The sequence below is a fragment of the Sporolactobacillus sp. THM19-2 genome, assembly GCF_004153195.1.
Classification (GTDB): Bacteria; Bacillota; Bacilli; order Bacillales; family Sporolactobacillaceae; genus Sporolactobacillus.
The window spans coordinates 72,100-88,805 of sequence record NZ_SEMC01000003.1 but is presented as its reverse complement, the minus strand read 5'-3'; the positions used below and the strand labels follow the sequence as shown (position 1 = coordinate 88,805).

20 protein-coding genes are annotated in these 16,706 nt (G+C 48.6%); 9 read left to right on the top strand and 11 right to left on the bottom strand.

Features of this window, described 5'->3' with window-relative positions:
- The first annotated feature begins 230 nt into the window (after window positions 1–230).
- From mvk to fni, 4 genes are read left to right on the top strand one after another with little or no spacing between them, the layout of a single operon-like run.
- Window positions 231–1,187 (top strand): mevalonate kinase, encoded by a 957-nt coding sequence (gene mvk / locus EWH91_RS03870; RefSeq protein WP_129928708.1) that lies wholly within the window; start codon window positions 231–233, stop codon window positions 1,185–1,187.
- Window positions 1,188–1,226: 39 nt separating this feature from the next.
- Window positions 1,227–2,204 (top strand): diphosphomevalonate decarboxylase, encoded by a 978-nt coding sequence (gene mvaD, locus EWH91_RS03865; protein ID WP_240697246.1) that lies wholly within the window; start codon window positions 1,227–1,229, stop codon window positions 2,202–2,204.
- A gap of 15 nt (window positions 2,205–2,219) precedes the next feature.
- Window positions 2,220–3,293: a phosphomevalonate kinase gene (locus tag EWH91_RS14435; protein WP_206184275.1), complete on the top strand. Its 1,074-nt coding sequence runs from the start codon at window positions 2,220–2,222 to the stop codon at window positions 3,291–3,293.
- Between the two features lie 19 nt (window positions 3,294–3,312).
- On the top strand, window positions 3,313–4,371 hold the full coding sequence (fni, locus tag EWH91_RS14430; RefSeq protein ID WP_165364231.1) for a type 2 isopentenyl-diphosphate Delta-isomerase: 1,059 nt from the start codon (window positions 3,313–3,315) through the stop codon (window positions 4,369–4,371).
- 88 nt (window positions 4,372–4,459) lie between these two features.
- On the opposite strand, the gene EWH91_RS03855 is transcribed toward fni, so the two are convergent.
- The 4 genes from EWH91_RS03855 to EWH91_RS03840 all read right to left on the bottom strand — a co-directional run bounded on the left by EWH91_RS03855 (window position 4,460) and on the right by EWH91_RS03840 (window position 7,503).
- Window positions 4,460–5,317: a fructosamine kinase family protein gene (locus EWH91_RS03855; RefSeq protein ID WP_129928706.1), complete on the bottom strand. Its 858-nt coding sequence runs from the start codon at window positions 5,315–5,317 to the stop codon at window positions 4,460–4,462.
- Window positions 5,318–5,364: 47 nt separating this feature from the next.
- On the bottom strand, window positions 5,365–6,030 hold the full coding sequence (locus EWH91_RS03850) for a DNA-3-methyladenine glycosylase (RefSeq protein ID WP_129928705.1): 666 nt from the start codon (window positions 6,028–6,030) through the stop codon (window positions 5,365–5,367).
- A gap of 65 nt (window positions 6,031–6,095) precedes the next feature.
- Window positions 6,096–6,413: a nitrous oxide-stimulated promoter family protein gene (locus EWH91_RS03845; RefSeq protein ID WP_129928704.1), complete on the bottom strand. Its 318-nt coding sequence runs from the start codon at window positions 6,411–6,413 to the stop codon at window positions 6,096–6,098.
- A 154-nt stretch (window positions 6,414–6,567) separates the two neighbouring features.
- Window positions 6,568–7,503, bottom strand: coding sequence for an AEC family transporter (locus tag EWH91_RS03840; RefSeq protein WP_240697245.1), 936 nt, complete (start codon window positions 7,501–7,503; stop codon window positions 6,568–6,570).
- A gap of 144 nt (window positions 7,504–7,647) precedes the next feature.
- Between EWH91_RS03840 and EWH91_RS03835 the strand changes: the two genes are divergently transcribed.
- Window positions 7,648–8,526, top strand: a complete 879-nt coding sequence (locus EWH91_RS03835; protein ID WP_129928702.1) for a LysR family transcriptional regulator — start codon at window positions 7,648–7,650, stop codon at window positions 8,524–8,526.
- 101 nt (window positions 8,527–8,627) lie between these two features.
- Window positions 8,628–9,539: a proline-specific peptidase family protein gene (locus EWH91_RS03830; RefSeq protein ID WP_129928701.1), complete on the top strand. Its 912-nt coding sequence runs from the start codon at window positions 8,628–8,630 to the stop codon at window positions 9,537–9,539.
- A gap of 88 nt (window positions 9,540–9,627) precedes the next feature.
- Here the strand turns inward: EWH91_RS03830 and EWH91_RS14700 are convergent, their stop codons facing one another.
- The 6 genes from EWH91_RS14700 to EWH91_RS03800 all read right to left on the bottom strand — a co-directional run bounded on the left by EWH91_RS14700 (window position 9,628) and on the right by EWH91_RS03800 (window position 13,662).
- Window positions 9,628–9,708, bottom strand: coding sequence for a YjcZ family sporulation protein (locus EWH91_RS14700; protein ID WP_240697254.1), 81 nt, complete (start codon window positions 9,706–9,708; stop codon window positions 9,628–9,630).
- A gap of 158 nt (window positions 9,709–9,866) precedes the next feature.
- Window positions 9,867–10,271 (bottom strand): CBS domain-containing protein, encoded by a 405-nt coding sequence (locus EWH91_RS03820; RefSeq protein WP_206184280.1) that lies wholly within the window; start codon window positions 10,269–10,271, stop codon window positions 9,867–9,869.
- Between the two features lie 121 nt (window positions 10,272–10,392).
- The gene (locus tag EWH91_RS03815) at window positions 10,393–11,190 is read right to left on the bottom strand and encodes an energy-coupling factor transporter transmembrane component T family protein (protein ID WP_129928699.1); all 798 of its coding nucleotides are present in this window, start codon (window positions 11,188–11,190) and stop codon (window positions 10,393–10,395) included.
- On the bottom strand, window positions 11,187–12,050 hold the full coding sequence (locus EWH91_RS03810; RefSeq protein ID WP_129928698.1) for an energy-coupling factor transporter ATPase: 864 nt from the start codon (window positions 12,048–12,050) through the stop codon (window positions 11,187–11,189). The genes EWH91_RS03815 and EWH91_RS03810 overlap by 4 nt, the downstream gene beginning before the upstream one ends.
- On the bottom strand, window positions 12,037–12,897 hold the full coding sequence (locus EWH91_RS03805; RefSeq protein ID WP_129928697.1) for an energy-coupling factor transporter ATPase: 861 nt from the start codon (window positions 12,895–12,897) through the stop codon (window positions 12,037–12,039). The genes EWH91_RS03810 and EWH91_RS03805 overlap by 14 nt, the downstream gene beginning before the upstream one ends.
- A gap of 189 nt (window positions 12,898–13,086) precedes the next feature.
- Window positions 13,087–13,662, bottom strand: coding sequence for an ECF transporter S component (locus EWH91_RS03800; protein ID WP_129928696.1), 576 nt, complete (start codon window positions 13,660–13,662; stop codon window positions 13,087–13,089).
- Between the two features lie 188 nt (window positions 13,663–13,850).
- Here EWH91_RS03800 and EWH91_RS03795 point away from each other — a divergent pair, with 188 nt between their 5' ends.
- From EWH91_RS03795 to rpsN, 3 genes are all read left to right on the top strand, one after another.
- Complete coding sequence (locus EWH91_RS03795) at window positions 13,851–14,123, top strand: glutaredoxin family protein (protein ID WP_129928695.1); 273 nt, start codon at window positions 13,851–13,853, stop codon at window positions 14,121–14,123.
- A gap of 738 nt (window positions 14,124–14,861) precedes the next feature.
- Window positions 14,862–15,521 (top strand): VTT domain-containing protein, encoded by a 660-nt coding sequence (locus EWH91_RS03790; protein ID WP_129928694.1) that lies wholly within the window; start codon window positions 14,862–14,864, stop codon window positions 15,519–15,521.
- A gap of 122 nt (window positions 15,522–15,643) precedes the next feature.
- A complete protein-coding gene (gene rpsN / locus EWH91_RS03785; protein WP_129928693.1) occupies window positions 15,644–15,913 on the top strand; it encodes a 30S ribosomal protein S14 in 270 nt (89 codons plus the stop codon).
- A gap of 70 nt (window positions 15,914–15,983) precedes the next feature.
- Here rpsN and larD read toward each other — a convergent pair whose 3' ends face one another.
- On the bottom strand, window positions 15,984–16,694 hold the full coding sequence (gene larD / locus EWH91_RS03780) for a D/L-lactic acid transporter LarD (RefSeq protein ID WP_129928692.1): 711 nt from the start codon (window positions 16,692–16,694) through the stop codon (window positions 15,984–15,986).
- Between the last annotated feature and the right edge of the window lie 12 nt (window positions 16,695–16,706).

The following is a 16,706-nucleotide window of genomic DNA, read 5'->3' as shown; positions in this document are numbered from 1 at the left end:
ACGCCGGGTATGGGCAATATTCTGTCGGTGCCATCTCTGAGCGGGTCGCAGGGACAGATCTTATTCTTGAAAACAGGACGTATTACCCATAGAATGTTTAGAGGAGAGAGTGAATCCATTCAGGAGCCGGGACGTCCTGTTCCATCGATAAATTGTCCTGCTTTTCGGGTCTTTCTAAATTTATTTCCGATAGAGTCGATACAGAATATAGAAGAAGCTGGTATACGATGATGACAAAATACAGAACTGGTATTGGAGAAAGCAGCAGTAAAATTATTCTGATTGGTGAACATTCGGTGGTCTACGGGCAACCGGCAATCGCCATGCCCGTACCCGTCGTGCGTGCAGTGACCCGGACCATGCACTGCCCCGGACCGCTGAGGCTGGAGTGTGCCTTCCATCATGGGATTTTGAGCAACGGTGATGACAACATTGCCGGACTCAAAAAGATGATTCCGGCCGTTCTGCGTGCTTTAAAACAACCTGAAGGGGGTCTTATGATTTCCATCAAAAGCCGCATACCGGAAGAGCGGGGCATGGGTTCGAGTGCAGCTGTGGCCATATCGGTTGTCCGCAGCCTGTTTCATTATTTTAATACGCCGCTTGACCGGCACAGACTCCTCAGTCTCGTCGAAATTTCTGAAAAATGCTGTCATGGAAATCCGAGCGGTATTGATGCGGCTGCAGCCAGTAGTGCACATCCGATTTTCTTTATGAAGGAAAAGGGAACAGAATGGATCCACAATACGCTGCATGCCACTCTGGTGATTGCCGATACCGGTTTAAAGGGGCAGACCCTTCACGCGGTTGCCAGCCTGAAAAAGCGATTGAAGCAAAGCGTACATCTCCAGGGAAAAATAGAACAGTTAGGTGTGCTGACTTCACTGGCAAGAAAAACACTGGAAACAGCTAAAGAGGAAGCGCTGGGACCAATCCTGCTCGATGCCCATCTGATTCTCAGAGAACTTGGCGTCAGCCATGCCACTCTGGATCATCTGGTTGATACTGCCATGGCTAATGGAGCGATGGGAGCAAAGCTGACCGGCGGCGGCTGCGGCGGCTGCATCATCGCACTGGTTAAAGATGCAGAAAGGGCGTCGCATCTGGCGAAAAAGTTAGTGAGTGCAGGCGCGCACAATACATGGATTCAGCCGTTTCAGGATGGATATATTCCAGTCAGAACCTGAATCCATGCCCGGCGTGGCATGGGAAGGGGAGTGAATGCTGTGGATGCTGCACGAGCCTATACGAATATTGCTTTGATCAAGTATTGGGGAAAGAGGGATGAGCAGCTGATTTTACCGATGAACAGCAGCTTATCGCTGACTCTTGATACGTTTTACACGGAAACAGGCGTTGAACCGCTAAAAGCGCTGCACGAAGATGAAGTTGTCATGGATGGCGTGCTTCTGAGCGGCGCTTCTGCTGAAAAAGTCAGACGTTTTATGCATCTGATTCGTGAAAAATCGGGAAGTCACCTGTTCGCACGCATTGTCACCAGAAATCATGTTCCGGTTGCTGCCGGCTTTGCTTCTTCAGCTTCCGGTTTTGCAGCGCTTGCGGCCGCAGCCGCCCGCGCGTATGGGATGGACTGCTCCCCCGCCGCCCTGTCACGGCTTGCCCGCCGCGGTTCGGGATCAGCTTCGCGTTCGATTTACGGCGGTTTTGTGAAATGGCTGAAGGGAACGGATGATGCAAGTTCTTATGCACTGCCGGTGGATCCGGCCAGATGGCCCATTCGCGTCCTGTCGGTTGTTGTGAATGGAAAAGCGAAAAGGATCTCCAGTCGTGCGGGGATGAAGCGAACAGTTGAGACCTCACCTTTTTATCCTGTCTGGGTTCGGCAGTCTGAAAAGGACCTTGCCGGAATAGAGCCGGCGATTCGGGCACATGATTTTGAATCTCTTGGCAAAATAGCGGAAGCCAATGCGCTCAGGATGCATGCGGCCATGCTGGCGGCCGATCCGCCTTTTACGTACTGGGAAGAAGGCACCCTGACCGTGATGCGGCGCGCCGCATATCTGCGCAGCCAGGGGGTGCCGTGCTATTTCACGATTGATGCCGGACCGAATGTCAAACTGTTTTGCCTGCAGCCCGATGTTAACCGGATTCGCGAAGATCTGTCCAGGTTCTTCCCCTCTGAGGCGCTCATCGTGACCAGACCGGGTCCAGGTGTTGCGTATCTGGATCATCCGGTTCAGTAAAGGAGACAGATTTAATTGCCCTTCATACAATGTGCACCTGGAAAACTTTATATAGCAGGAGAATATGCGGTCGTTGAACCGGGTTATCCTGCGATCATTGTTGCCGTCGATAAGTACGTGACGGTACAAATTGAACATAACGAAACAACCGGGCGGATCCAATGGGCTGACGCAGCGCTGGTTCTGAGACGCAATGGCGCCAGTCACTGGATTACTGAAGGAGACGCCCGTCCCTTTCGCTTTGTATTATCGGCGATTGAATGGACGGAGCAATACATACAGTCGCTGGGGAAAATGCCTGATACCTATCAAATAACGATCAGCAGTGATTTGACAAGAAAAGATGGGAAAAAATATGGACTGGGTTCCAGCGCTGCCGTAACAGTCGCCTGTGTGAAGGCCATCCTTGCTTTTTATGAAGTAAAAATGGACCGGGAAACCGTCTTTAAACTGTCGGCCATCGCCCATCTTCACATTCAGGGGAACGGGTCCTGCGGAGATATTGCTGCCAGTGTTTACGGCGGCTGGATTGCGTATACATCATTTGATCACCGATGGCTGGCGCAGATGATTCGTTCAGGAGCAGACTGGCTTGGATTGCTTCATACAGACTGGCCCATGTTATCGATACGCTCACTCGCGCTTCCGCCGGATCTGCGATTGCTGGTCGGCTGGACGGGGAAACCGGCATCAACATTCAAACTCGTTGATCGGGTGGAAAAAGCAAGGCGGACGAGGGAGCAGGGTTACCGGCACTTTTTAAATCAAAGCAAGGCCTGTGTAGAAAAGATGATTGGCGGTTTTCTCAAACAGCATGCGCCGGCCATATTAGAGGGGATCCGGGAAAATCGAAGGATTCTGGCCCAATTATCGAGGCTTTGCGGCGTGTTAATTGAAACCGACAGACTGCACCAGCTCTGCAGGATTGCTGAAAACCATCAGGGCGCAGCGAAAACGTCCGGTGCCGGCGGAGGAGATTGCGGCATCGCGCTTGCTCATCGAAAAGTCGATAAAGAAGCGCTCTTTGCCGAATGGAAAAAGCATGGCATCCTGCCGTTAGATCTGCATGTAGCGAAGAAAGTATTCTAAAAGGGAAAAGGGTAATGTGATGGAGTCACGTAAAGATCAGCATGTCCGACTATTTCAGGAAACCTACCGGAAACACGAGAACGATTTTGATTCTGTAAAATTTATTCATGATGCTTTGCCGGAAATGAGCCTTAATCAGATTGACTGTACCACGGAACTGCCGTTTACTTCATGGCCGCATGCCTTTTTTATCAATGGGATGACCGGAGGAAGCGAGAAAACTAAAAAAATCAATGAAAGCCTGTCACGGGCAGCCGCAGCAACAGGGATAGCAGTTGCCTCCGGCTCACAGAAGGCGGCTTTAAAGGATCCGGAATTACGCGGTACATTTCGCGTGCTGCGCCGCGTCAATCCGGATGGATTTATCTTTGCCAATATAGGTGCTGAGCTGGATGCAGAACAGGCGAAAAGAGCCGTCGATATGCTGGAAGCAAACGCGCTGCAGATCCACTTAAATGCACCTCAGGAAATTGTCATGCCGGAAGGAGACCGGGATTTTTCATCATGGCTGAAAAATCTGGAGAAAATCGTCCGTTCGGTTGATGTACCGGTTGTCGTCAAAGAGGTTGGATTCGGGATGAGCAGGGCAACGTTTCGGAAATTGGTGAATGCAGGCGTGGATGTGATCGATGTTGCCGGCAGAGGCGGTGTTAATTTTATTTCCATTGAGAATCGCCGCCGGAACCGGGCGCGATACGATTATCTGGAGAATTGGGGTCAGTCGACAGTCATTTCCATGCTTGAAGCGCAGTCTTATCTTGATCAGACTACTTTTTTTGCATCAGGCGGGGTGCGTCATCCTCTTGACATCCTTAAAGCGCTCGCACTGGGCGCCCGTGCAGTTGGCATCTCAGGTACGTTTCTCCATACCGCTCTGGCGGAGGGAGCGGATGGACTGATCAGACAGATTGAAGAATGGAAAGAACAGCTGACTCAAATGATGCTGCTGCTCGGCTGCCCGGATGTGGCCTCTCTTCGCAGAAAAGACCTGATCCTGAGTGGTTCTCCACTGGAGTGGGCACGGCTTCGGGGACCAAATCCGGAAAAGCTTGCCAGACGTTCATCCGTAAGTGATTAGTCGGACAGCCATCCATGACGGTTCTAAGTATATAGTGAGTATACCACCGCGCCCTGAAAAGACGTGGCCTGTGAGTCAAAGCCGGACGCTAATTTTCTTTAATAATCTTATTCAGCATAGCAAGTACACTCCCGGCATAACCCAGACCAAATTTATTCAGATGAACCATCAGATAATACAGCTGATAAAACGCCAGACGTTTTTCATATCCTTCATCAAACGGACAGGACGCCGCATAAGCCCGGTAAAATTCAGAAGTAAAACCGCCAAAGACCGTTGTCACGCCAATATCCAGCTCTCGATCGCCGTAAAGGGCTGCCGGATCAATTAATGCAGGGGACCCGTCTGCTGTAAACATATAGTTCCCGCCCCATAAATCACCATGCAGCAAGACGGGCTGACTCGGATGTCGTGCCAGTTCGGAGACGATGCGAGCACGACTTTCTTTATATAATCTTTCTTCCTGTCCGGTCCACAGGCCTTTCTTTTGCAGCGCTGAAGCAAGTACGTCCAGACGCCGGGTGACGAACAGCTCCGTCCATGAATCTGTCCAATCATTATTGAATGAAATGCTTGTACCCGAATAGGGGTAATCAAAGCCAAATTTGCCGTTCGGGCTTCTATGTTGGTGAAGATGGGCAACCAGTTTTCCTAAATCAGACTGGCTTCCGGTTCCACGCTCAAGGTAATTGAGCAGGAGATAGGCATCACCGTGGATCTGTCCGCTCTTAATGACCTGTGGAGCCTGAACACCTGCTTCTTTAAATGCTTTTAATCCGGCAATCTCACTATCGTAAAAGCTTTGCGGATGATTTGGCTGAACCAGAAGAAAATAGCTTTCCCTGCCGGTATCGACACGGTAAGCCTGATTCACATCACCACCGCCAATACGTGTTACCGACCGGATATCCTTAAGCAGCAACTTGCTTATCCAGTTAGGGTCCATTTTACATCCTCCTCGTCATGAAAAGGTCTATCCCTATATTATAAACCTTAGTGATGCATCCGGGTCTGTTCACCTGCTTTTTTCCAACCAAATGAGTGGTCATTCACTTCACTTTTCTTTATGCCAGACACATATGGGTTGCCTTTGACAAAGAAACGGAATGGCCAGCAGGTGCCACTTCCCCGGCGGCTGATCCCTTTACGGGCGGAAACGCCGATTTCTTCCGGTTCCCTTTCTGCAGACAGATCTATGTACAGAGGGGCGTCCCCCATATGTTTCCTGTTTAACGATTTGTCGTGGATGCCCAGTGCTTCCATGAATTTACCCGGACCATTTGTGAGCTCAAAGCCATGCTTTTTTCGGTTCTTTTCCATCAGATCCCTGCCGTCCAATGGCTCAATGGCACGAATCAGTATCCCCTGGGGAACTTCTTTCTTCTGCACGGCAATGTCCAGCATGGCCCGTCCGTGCAGCAAATAAATATAAATCGTACCGGGCGGCCCGTACAGTGCTTCGTTCGCCGGTGTACGTCGTCCTTTATAGGCGTGCGCTGCTGAATCTTTTTGCCCCAGATAGGCTTCTGCTTCAACGATATATCCGCTCATGATCCCCCCAGGGTGCTCATAAACGAGCCGTTTTCCCAGAACGGAGCGGGCAATATCGGGAGTCGACTGCTGACTGAAAAAATCGCTGAGTTGTCGCTTCCTGTTCATCCTGTATCACCTGCCGCTGTGTTTTTAACGTTTATATGGCCCGAGGAATACTGCACAGCTGATCCTTATCTTTTTAAAAGATGCCGAATGGAGAAAATGGGATGATACAGCAGCATCCAAGGTCCGGAGAAACGCATGACTTCTTTGATTTTTTTTCGATAAACCGGACTGTAGCAATGGACTTTACAATTGGAGCAGGCACTTTTATTTTCTCCAAAGCGGCAATAGGAAAGTCGTTTTAATGCATAATTATTTAAATCGCGACACGAATCACACAGTTCTTTCTGATGGTGTTTTTTTCTGCAGAAAATCTCGATCATTTTGGTAACGGTTTCTTTTTCTTTGCGGATTACGGGGCCGTTATTTAATGCTCTTTTTCCCATTTCTTTAGCCTTCCTTCTCAAACGTCGATCAGGGTTCTGCCAAGCCCTATTTTACAAGTTATATCACGCTATGGGTATGACAGGGATCAAGGCGCAGGAAAAAACCGGGAATTTCTCTTTGCTCAGGGCATCCCGGTTTTTTACTGCTTTACTGTCAAATCATTGTCATCAGGACAGGAATTTCAACCAGGCTGAGAAGCGTGGTTTCTGTCACCATCACTGCTGCGTAGTCCGAATCGGCATGGTAAAGTTCGGAGACGACCGGCGCATTGGTCATCACCGGCATCGCTGACTGCAGGATAAAGACCTGTTTCATCAATAGCGGCATCGGTGCCGGCAGGACGAGCAGGGTCATCAAGACAGGTGCAGCAATGAATCGTCCGACCAGGACACCAATATTATCCCTGTTCAGGCTTAATTTGTTCAGTCCGGCCTGATGAATGGCGAAACCGATGAAGAGCATCGACAGAGGAATGGTCAGACCTCCGATATAATTCAGATCCGACATAAGGAATTTCGGCAGCCGAATATTCAGCAGGATCAGGATCACGCCGACAATAAAACCCATCAGAGGCGGTGAGAAGATTTTACTTAACGTTTGTTTCAGACTCAGGCGTGAAGAGCTGTCCCCGTCTCTTTGAATCAGATAAACACCCAGAGTCCAGAAAAAAGTAGTATTGGCCATATAATAAACAAGGACATAGGGCAGACTATCATCACCAAACAGCGCCATATTAACCGGCAAACCGATGAAAACGGTATTCGAATTACAGAACATCGATTTAAACAGACCGCTGTGACTATTCGGGACGGCAAACAGTTTGACGGCTAAAAAAGAAAGGGCAAACAGGATAAACATGGACAAAAACGGAAAAAACAGGTCAGGCAGCAATACCATTAATTCCTTACTGGTAAAATCGGCGGTAATGGTACTGATCATATAAGCCGGCAGGGCGATCTGAGTGACCAGTCGCGCCATTAATTTACCGGTTTTCCGATCAAACCAGCCACGGTCGGTTAATACGTAGCCGATACTGATCATGACAAGGATCACAAGAACCCCCTGGATCCCCTGAAAAAACGTTCCCAAGATAAAGGCCTCCATCACTGTGCGACAAGTCATAAATCGTCATAAAATTTACTTATTAATTAGTATCAACGAGCATACAACAATGCTAGAATTATAGTCAAATGTTCATAGGGTCATAAAAAATATTTATATCAGTGAGGACAGATGAATTTACAGGATTTGAGATATTTCCAGCGGCTGGTCCAGGAACGGAGTTTTACCAAGGTAGCGGAATTTTATCATGTCAGTCAGCCGACCATCACTCTATCCCTTAAAAGGATGGAGAAAGAATTTCAGACCAGACTGGTCGAGCGGAACCATAACCATAATGAACTGCAGATTACGGAAAGCGGAAGGCAGCTTTACCATCATGTTGAGCCCATGCTGAATGAGTGGCGGCTCGCCCATCAGGAGATTTACGCGCTTAACCGGCAGATCATTCGATTTGGGATGTCGCCGACGATCAGTGCCCGTTTTTTTCCAGGTATGACTAATCAGTTATTAAAGTCCGGGCTGCTGAATCACCTGTACACGTACGAAGCCGGTTCCCGGGAACTTCTGCACGCCGTCCTGGAAGGGAAAATTGACATTGGGCTGATTGGCAGTGTCACACCGCCAGTGGATGAGCAGTTAATAGAGGAAAGTCTGAAAGTGGTTCCATTTAAAATCGTCGCGGGTCCGGGCAGCCCGCTCGCGGCCTGCCGTTCGGTCAGTTTTCGTGAAGTCGGTGATTTCCCGTTTGTTGTTCTGGACAACCATTATGCCAATCCGGTCGCTTTTACGCATATTTCCCGCCAGGCGGGTGTTTCACCGAAAATCATCTATCGCACCAGCAATATCGACACACTGAAAAGGATCGTCAGCGGTGGCATGGCCATCAGTTATATTGCAGATTTGTCCATTCTGCCCGGGGATCCGATTGTCAGCATCCCCCTGACAGATCAGGACCAGCCGGTTCTGACCGTGATGATGGTTTACCGGAAAACGCTGGAGCTGACCGAACGTGTGAATAAATTTATGGATATTGTCCGAAAATACGAATAACCGGCACATTCACCTGTTTCCGGGCAGAACCGGAATTTTTTTCCGCTTGTGCCCATTCGTGTTATGATAGGGATAGATTCTATAAAAATCAGGTGATAACAGTGAAACAGGGGACAACGATTATTACGCTTGACAATGGCTACCATCTCTGGACACATACGCGGGGAACCGGCAATATACACCTGCTGTGCCTGCACGGTGGGCCGGGGGGCACCCATGAATACTACGAGAACTTTGCGGAGAAACTTGCCGGGCAGGGGCTGGATATTCAGGTCCATATGTATGATCAGCTTGGTTCTTTTTATTCTGATCAGCCGGATTACTCTGATCCGGAGACGGCCGGGAAATATCTGACGTATGATTATTTTCTGGGAGAAGTTGATGAGGTCCGCAGAAAACTGGGGCTTGATCATTTCTATCTGATTGGTCAGAGCTGGGGCGGACTGCTGGTTCAGCTGTACGCTTTGAAATACGGGCAGCACCTGAAAGGCGCTATTATTTCTTCCATGACCGATAATATTGATGAGTATGTCGCACATATTAATCAGATCCGGGAAAAAGAATTGTCCCCTGATGCGGTGGCCTTTATGAAAAAGTGTGAGGCTGAGAATCATTACGATAATGACCGCTACCAGGGATATGTTGATCAATTAAATAAAGGCTATGTCGACCGGAAACACCCGAAGGCCATTTCCCATTTGATCAGTACGATGGCGACTCCGGTCTATAATGACTTCCAGGGAGATAACGAATTTGTTGTGACAGGAAAGCTGAAAGAATGGGACGTGCGGGATCAGCTGAAAAACATCCAGGTGCCGACGCTCCTTACATTCGGTGAACACGAGACGATGCCACTTGCGGCAGCCAGGCGTATGGCTGAAAGCATCCCTCACGCACGGCTGGCCACAACTCCGGAAGGCGGTCATCACCATATGATCGACAACGCCCCGGTCTATTTTGATCATCTGGCTACTTTTATCAGGGATGTCGAGAGCGGGAATTTTAAAGATTGAAAAGAGGAGAAGCATCCGGCGCAGGTTCGGATGCTTCGATTTCGTATTTATTGACGGAAGAATCCGTCAGATTATTTTCGCAGACTGATTAATAGCAGAATGCGGTGCCGACGATAATCAGCAGAATGAAGAGAACAACGAGCAGCGCAAAACCATTGCCGTGTCCAATACCTCCGACATTATCATAAGGAGCTCCCACACAGAACACCTCCTCATCCATCAGATAGTCCATTGTATGAAAGAGGGCCCGCTCCGGCATGGGCAAAAGTCGTAGGGACAAAAGCAAAAAAGAAGGAGGATTTCCTCCTTCTTTTTCATGGTGACCGGTTAACGGGAAGATGAAATACCGGAAAGGGCAGCTTCGGCTTCATCCCGGTAGTGATCCCTGTCAGCCAGATCGCCAAGTGCGACATAACCAATCAATTTTCCCTGATCGACCACAGGAAGCCGGCGAATCTGATGCTCAGACATCAGGCGCGATGCCTCGTGGATATCCATATCAGGTGTTCCTGAAATCAGATGATCACGCGTCATGCACTTTTCCACATGGACCTGATCGCCATCTTTTCCACGTGCTGTGGAGCGAAGCGTCATATCGCGGTCTGTAATCACTCCCAAAAGAGTGTGATCGTTATCGACAACCGGAATCGAACCGATATGGTGATGGCTCATCAGTTCAGCAGCTTCTTTCAGTGTCTGACCCGGTCGACAGCAGATGACGTCATGAGACATAATATCCTTCAGTGTGTGTGTCAATCTCATCAATCCCCTTTCGCTAAATAATTTGCCCTAATAACGGGAATACATGACTGCGAAAAAGAGGGATTTTTTGCTATAGAGCTTCCCCGGATCTTCAGACCAGGTTTAAAAAAAGGCCGGCGCAGAAGGCGATGAGAAACAGGATCAATGCCAGAATGTCGTTTCTGTTCAGCTTCAGAACGGTCAGACGCGTCCGCTGACTGCCTCCGTGATAGCATCTGCTCTCGATGGCATTGGTCAGCTCGAAAGCGCGGCGGAAGGAAGACATAAACAGCGGCAGGATGATCGGAGCATACGATTGAATCCGGTGGATAAGGTGGCCGCTTCCGATTTCGGCACCCCGGGCTTTCTGCGCATCGGTAATCCGTTCGATTTCATCAGCCAGTGTCGGAATAAAGCGCAGCGAAAGCGTGACGATCATAGCCAGATCATCGACTCTGAGATGCAGTTTCCTTAAAGGACGCAGCATTTGCTCCAGGCCCGCTGCCAGGGCATTCAGCGAAGTGGTATAGGTGATCAGTGAACTGCCGGCAATCATGGCGGTCAGCCGGATCATGAGCGACAGGCCGACAAACAGCCCCTCACGTGAAATGTGTATAAAATAAAAAGATAAAAGCGGTTCGCCCCTGACATAAAACAGGTTCATCAGTGCTGTAAAAATGATGACAGGAATCAATGGACGGATGCCTGTGAAAACCTGCCTGATCGATACGCCTGAGAGGCCGATCAGGACGGCAAGAACAGTGACCATGAAACCCAGGCTTGCCGGGCTTCGCGAAATGAAGACCATAATAATGAAAAGAAAGGTCAGGGTTATTTTCACTCTGGGATCCAGGCGGTGCATCAGTGAATGACCCGGAATATACTGCCCTGCAGTGATGTCACGCGTCACAGGCTGTCACTCCCTCTGAACAGCTTAAGAATTTCAGCTTCCGCCTGACTGACGGTCAATGCTGCCGTATTCACAGGATAACCGGCTTGATTCAAGAGATGCAGGAGTTTTGTTACCGGGGGAATATCCAGTCCCAGTGATTCGAGGCGATCAGCCTGTGAAAAAATAACAGCTGGCGCGCCGGACATGACCAGACTTCCCTGATCGATAACGATGACTTGATCTACGCGTTCAGCGATATCTTCCATACTGTGCGAGACCAGAATGACGGCACTTCCGGTTTGCTTCCTGTAGGACTCAAGGCGATCCAGAATTTCTTTCCTTCCTGCAGGATCAAGCCCGGCCGTCGGTTCATCCAGAATAAGAACCTGCGGGCGCATGGCGATCACACCGGCAATGGCGATTCGCCGCATTTCACCACCGGATAACCGGAACGGATTTCGTTCAAGATAAGAGGCATCCAGGCCGACAAAGTTCAGGGCATTCAGCACTCGGCTTTGCGTTTCCCGATCGCTGAGACCCATGTTTTTCGGACCGTACATGATCTCTTTCTGGACGGTGTCCTCAAAGATCTGTGTTTCCGGATATTGGAAAACAAGGCCGATACGGAACCGGACAGAGCGGATTTGATGAGGGGTACGCCAGATATCTTCGCCGTCTACCCGTACCTGTCCGCTCTCCGGACGTAAAAGTCCGTTCATCTGTTTGATCAAGGTTGATTTTCCAGAGCCTGTGTGGCCGATGATACCTATGTATGCGCCGGCAGAAACCGACAGGGAAATATCCGACAGTGCCTGTTTTTCAAAAGGCGTGCCGGATCCATATCGATAGGAGACATTCCTGAGTTCAATGATCGGCATGACTTTCCTCCAGACTGGCGATCAGTGATGTCGCGCATTCATCGACACTTGTTATTTTTTCAGGTATGGAGATGCCGTGGCGGCGTAAATGACTGCACAGTTCCACGATCTGGGGAACATCAAGCTTCACATGCCGGAGCTGCTCAGGCTGTGTCAGGATTTCCTGCGGTTTCCCCTCACGATAAACCTTGCCCGCATCAAGCAGGATCAGTCGATCCGCAAGAGCTGCTTCTTCCATATTGTGCGTGATCAGTATGATCGTGATCCCGTAGTCGCGGTTGAGCCTTCTGATGGTATTCATGACATCCCGGCGCCCTTTGGGATCCAGCATCGATGTTGGTTCATCCAGGACAATACATTTTGGACGCATGGCCAGGATGCCGGCTATCGCAATACGCTGTTTCTGACCTCCCGAGAGCTTAAAGGGGGTGTGCAGACGATAATCGAACATACCTGTCGCCTTGAGGGCTTCATCCACGCGTCTGCGGATTTCTGAGCGCTCCATACCAAGATTTTCAGGAGCAAATGCGACATCTTCTTCAACGATAGTCGAGATGATCTGATTGTCCGGGTTCTGAAAAATTAAACCCACGGTCTGCCTGATGGCCTGTTTCTTCTCCTCATCCCTTGTATCCATGCCGTCGATGAGAACTTCTCCCGAGGAGGGCTGCAGGAGTCCGTTCAGATGCCTGGCCAGAGTGGATTTCCCGCATCCGTTCGGACCAAGAACGGCCACGAATTCACCGGCCGCCACATCAAGGCTGATTCCATTCAGAATCCACGGCCTGCCGTTGTGGTGGTGCAGATATTGAAAATGTAAATTTCTGACCTCGATCAGGTGTCCCATGGTATGCCTCCCATTTCCTGAAAAAGTGAACCGCCAATCAGTGGGGAAGTCCTTCAACCCCACTGATTGTTCGTTGAACCCATCGGGCTGCTGCGGACAGTGATTCCCCACCCGGGCTGTTTGTTTATCCATTATAAATGAAAAAGTCCGGACAGATGTTCATTGCCCGAACTTATCATACAAATTCCCTCAGACTTTGGAAACCCCTTTATTTGAATCGAAAATTTCGAGTCCCTTTTTCAGCGGGAAGTAAAGGATGGTGACAATAATGACAGTCGAGACCGCATTGATGGAAGTAGCCAGTTGGCTCGTGATTGAAGCAATCACTGCGGGTCCGAATGCACTTCCTGATAACAGGGCAAGAATAACATGATAAATAAATTCCAGAATGATTTTCGATGCCCCGGCAATAATCGCCACAAAGAGGATATGAAGCACGGTATCGCGACGTCCGAAAAGGCGAAAAGCCCCGGTTACAATTGCTGCAATAATCAGCGCCATGAGTGCTGTAACCGGTGACGTTGAAGCGTATCCGTTCAGAAGATCAAACAGACCCAAACCGATTGCGCCGGCAATGCCTCCGCGTGTACCGCCTAAAAGCAGTGCGGAAAGAACGACCAGTGAATTACCGAAATGAATGAACGGAGCGCCTATCGCAGCCGGGAGCGGGATGCGAAACAGGGAAATACCCAGATAGGTGATTGCGGCGAACAGTGCAACAAGCACGATGTCACTTACGCCAAAACCGTTTTTTGTCCGACTCATAATGATGTCCTCCTCAAAAAAAGTAAAATAAGTAATAATTCCTATAAATATACAAGGGATAATGGATAAGAATTGCGCTTATTTTACACTCAATGGTCCGTTCTGTCAAACAGACTCAGGCAGAAATGAGGACAGGTCTATTCGATTCTGATAAAATACGCTATGTAAGATGAAAGGAGCTGTTTCAGTTGTCTGATAAAAAGGTACTGATGATTACGAAAAGGGTCTGCCCATACTGTGAGCGGGCAAAGGTTGTACTGAATAAAGGACTCGAAGGCAAATATAATGATCGGATAGAATTTTTTGTACGGGAAGATGATGAAAAGCGTTTCTCTGATCTGAGAGAAAAGTATCATTTTCTAACTGTTCCGACGTTCATTGATAAAAAAACAGGCGATGTTCTGAGCGATTCTAAGCCTGAAACCATTACCGCCTTTATGAAAAAGGCGTTTGGTGAGTGAGCGGAGTAACAGGTACGGGCGGATAAGCATCCGTCTTTTTTTTAGCTTTTTTTCAGGATTTAACGATAGGATCACGAGGATCACGAGCTCATTGCGATGTGGGGAACCCCTTGTGTCGTTAAGGGTTCAGAAATTATTTTCTTCCAAAGTAGAAGGCAAATTTTCGTACGGTCAAAAGTTAGGGACGATTTACCCCAATATGAAAAATACTGGGGAAGGTGACCTGGGTTCCGCTCTTATCGGTTGTGGGGATCAGGTGAAGCGCCTGATCAGATGAATAGGCGGAAAACTTTCGCTTATTTAGAAAATAAAATGAAAAATAAGCTAACATAGACGGAGAGCTTCCGCCTATTGCTTTGAAAAGCTGGAAAATAGAGCTTTTTGTTTGGCATAATCGGATAGTTTCCGCTTATATCCCCCCCGAAAAGAATGCCGTTCTGCCCCTAACCGGAAAATTTCCGCTTATTTTACTTTTTGCTCTCAGGACAAAACATCCTATTTAAAAGAAAGTGAGGTGAAGGCCCTCACAAGTTGGGAGATGGCCTGTGGCTACTTTGAAAGGGATCGCAATACGTCAGGAAGGCAAACCTTTGACAATCCGGAAAAGTTGCGCCACTTATGTTGGCGTGATGAAAAAAATCAACATCGAAAAAGCTCACCACATAAATCCCTTTTCTAATGCCTCCATTTCAGTTATGATAGGAAGAGATCTTTCATTTCATTTAAGGAGATATCCGCATGGATGCTGTATCCTGGGTGATCGATGTATTTCTTCACATTGATCAGTTTTTACTTCAGATCGTAAGTCAGTATGGAGTCTGGACTTACGGCATACTTTTCGTCGTAATTTTCATTGAAACCGGTCTCGTCATTTGCCCGTTCCTCCCCGGTGATTCACTGCTGTTTGCCGCGGGGGCGATTGCAGCCAACAGCAGTTCCGGTCTGAATCTGTTCTTACTGATCGTTCTGATTATTGTTGCTGCGGTCCTGGGCGATACAGTCAACTACTGGATCGGACGTGAACTGGGGCAGGCACTGGAACGACATCATCTTTTTCATCGGTTGATTAATGAAGAAAAGATGGAAAAGGCAAGACAGTTTTTTAATAAATATGGCGGATTTGCTGTTTTTCTGGGCCGGTTTATTCCGTTTATCCGAACATTCATCCCTTTCATTGCCGGCGGCAGCCGGATGCATTACCCGTTTTTCTTCTTCTACAATGTTCTGGGCGGAACGGTATGGACACTGGTCGGACTTCTTGCCGGGTACTTCTTCGGACGGATTCCATTTATCAGTGAACATTTCTCCATTATCATGCTGCTGATTATTTTCATTTCTGTGATACCCATTCTGCTGGTCTGGGTGAGCAATACGTTCCGTAACAAAACCGAAAACTGATTGAAAAAGGCAGGGTTCCTGTGGCGGGTGCCTGCTTTTTTAGTTATGATCATGAAATTTGCACTGATGAAACATGAGTGAAATAATAGAAGGGATGAGTCTAATACAAGGAGATCTTTTGTATGGCTAAAAAGTCAAAAGTCGTCATGGAGAAAAAACGGGAAGCGATCGTTGCGAAGTATGCAAAACGGAGAAGGGAATTGAAGAAAGCGGGAAATTATGAAGCCATTCGCAAATTACCCCGTGATTCATCACCGACGCGTTTGCACAATCGCTGTGAATTGACTGGAAGGCCACGCGGCTATCTGAGAAAATTCCATATGTCTCGAATTGCTTTTCGTGAATACGCACATAAGGGTCAGATCCCGGGTGTCAGGAAATCCAGCTGGTAATTCCCGGGTAAAATGAAAACCGACAGGTCAGAGACTTTCTGACCTGTCGGTTCATTCTGTACGGGTGAAATCATAAGCCAAGGAATCCTCTGGCAAACAGAGCCGCAGCGGCCGCTCCAAGAAATGGGGCGATACCTGGTACAATGATGCCGTATTGCCAGTCATTGTCTGCTTTACCGCCGGGGATCGGCAGGATAGCATGAGCGATTCGCGGTCCCATGTCACGGGCCAGATTCATGGCGAAGCCCGTCGGTCCGCCCATACCCATACCGATGGCCCAGACAAGCAGTCCGACCGCAATGGGAACCACCCCGGGTGTTTTGACTCCGGAGATGGCAAGAATGGCTGTAATAAATATGAACGTATCAATAAATTCGACAAAGAAATTACGAGGCAGATTGCGTACATTGGGGTTTGTTGAAAAGATATTTCTGATTTTCACTCGATCAATAGTGACAGATGCTTTGAACTGATCAGCATAAGCAATATAGACCACAATAGAACCGAAAATACCGCCAAGGACTTCAGCGATGCTCAGCGGAATTACCTGGGCCCACGTAATGTTGCCGAGGATGGCCTGCGCGAGAACCATCGCCGGGTTAATGCAGACCTCCCCGAAAATAAATAAGGATATGGTGATCCCGAATCCCCAGGTTGTGATCGCAAAAAGATGTCCGGACCCCTGGTATTTCGACGTGTTGAGGACTTCGCAGCAATGGACGCCGACACCGAAGACAATCATCAGCGCTGTACCGAGAAATTCCGCGACTAATTGATGCATGTTCAACATTTC

Excerpts from the sequence above, each read along its gene's own strand:
- mvk (WP_129928708.1), top strand. The coding sequence starts at position 231 with ATGACAAAATACAGAACTGGTATTGGAGAAAGCAGCAGTAAAATTATT.
- fni (WP_165364231.1), top strand. The coding sequence starts at position 3,313 with ATGGAGTCACGTAAAGATCAGCATGTCCGACTATTTCAGGAAACCTAC.
- EWH91_RS03855 (WP_129928706.1), bottom strand. The coding sequence starts at position 5,317 with ATGGACCCTAACTGGATAAGCAAGTTGCTGCTTAAGGATATCCGGTCG.
- EWH91_RS03850 (WP_129928705.1), bottom strand. The coding sequence starts at position 6,030 with ATGAACAGGAAGCGACAACTCAGCGATTTTTTCAGTCAGCAGTCGACT.
- EWH91_RS03845 (WP_129928704.1), bottom strand. The coding sequence starts at position 6,413 with ATGGGAAAAAGAGCATTAAATAACGGCCCCGTAATCCGCAAAGAAAAA.
- EWH91_RS03835 (WP_129928702.1), top strand. The coding sequence starts at position 7,648 with ATGAATTTACAGGATTTGAGATATTTCCAGCGGCTGGTCCAGGAACGG.
- EWH91_RS03820 (WP_206184280.1), bottom strand. The coding sequence starts at position 10,271 with ATGTCTCATGACGTCATCTGCTGTCGACCGGGTCAGACACTGAAAGAA.
- EWH91_RS03810 (WP_129928698.1), bottom strand. The coding sequence starts at position 12,050 with ATGCCGATCATTGAACTCAGGAATGTCTCCTATCGATATGGATCCGGC.
- EWH91_RS03805 (WP_129928697.1), bottom strand. The coding sequence starts at position 12,897 with ATGGGACACCTGATCGAGGTCAGAAATTTACATTTTCAATATCTGCAC.
- EWH91_RS03800 (WP_129928696.1), bottom strand. The coding sequence starts at position 13,662 with ATGAGTCGGACAAAAAACGGTTTTGGCGTAAGTGACATCGTGCTTGTT.
- EWH91_RS03790 (WP_129928694.1), top strand. The coding sequence starts at position 14,862 with ATGGATGCTGTATCCTGGGTGATCGATGTATTTCTTCACATTGATCAG.
- rpsN (WP_129928693.1), top strand. The coding sequence starts at position 15,644 with ATGGCTAAAAAGTCAAAAGTCGTCATGGAGAAAAAACGGGAAGCGATC.
- larD (WP_129928692.1), bottom strand. The coding sequence starts at position 16,694 with ATGCATCAATTAGTCGCGGAATTTCTCGGTACAGCGCTGATGATTGTC.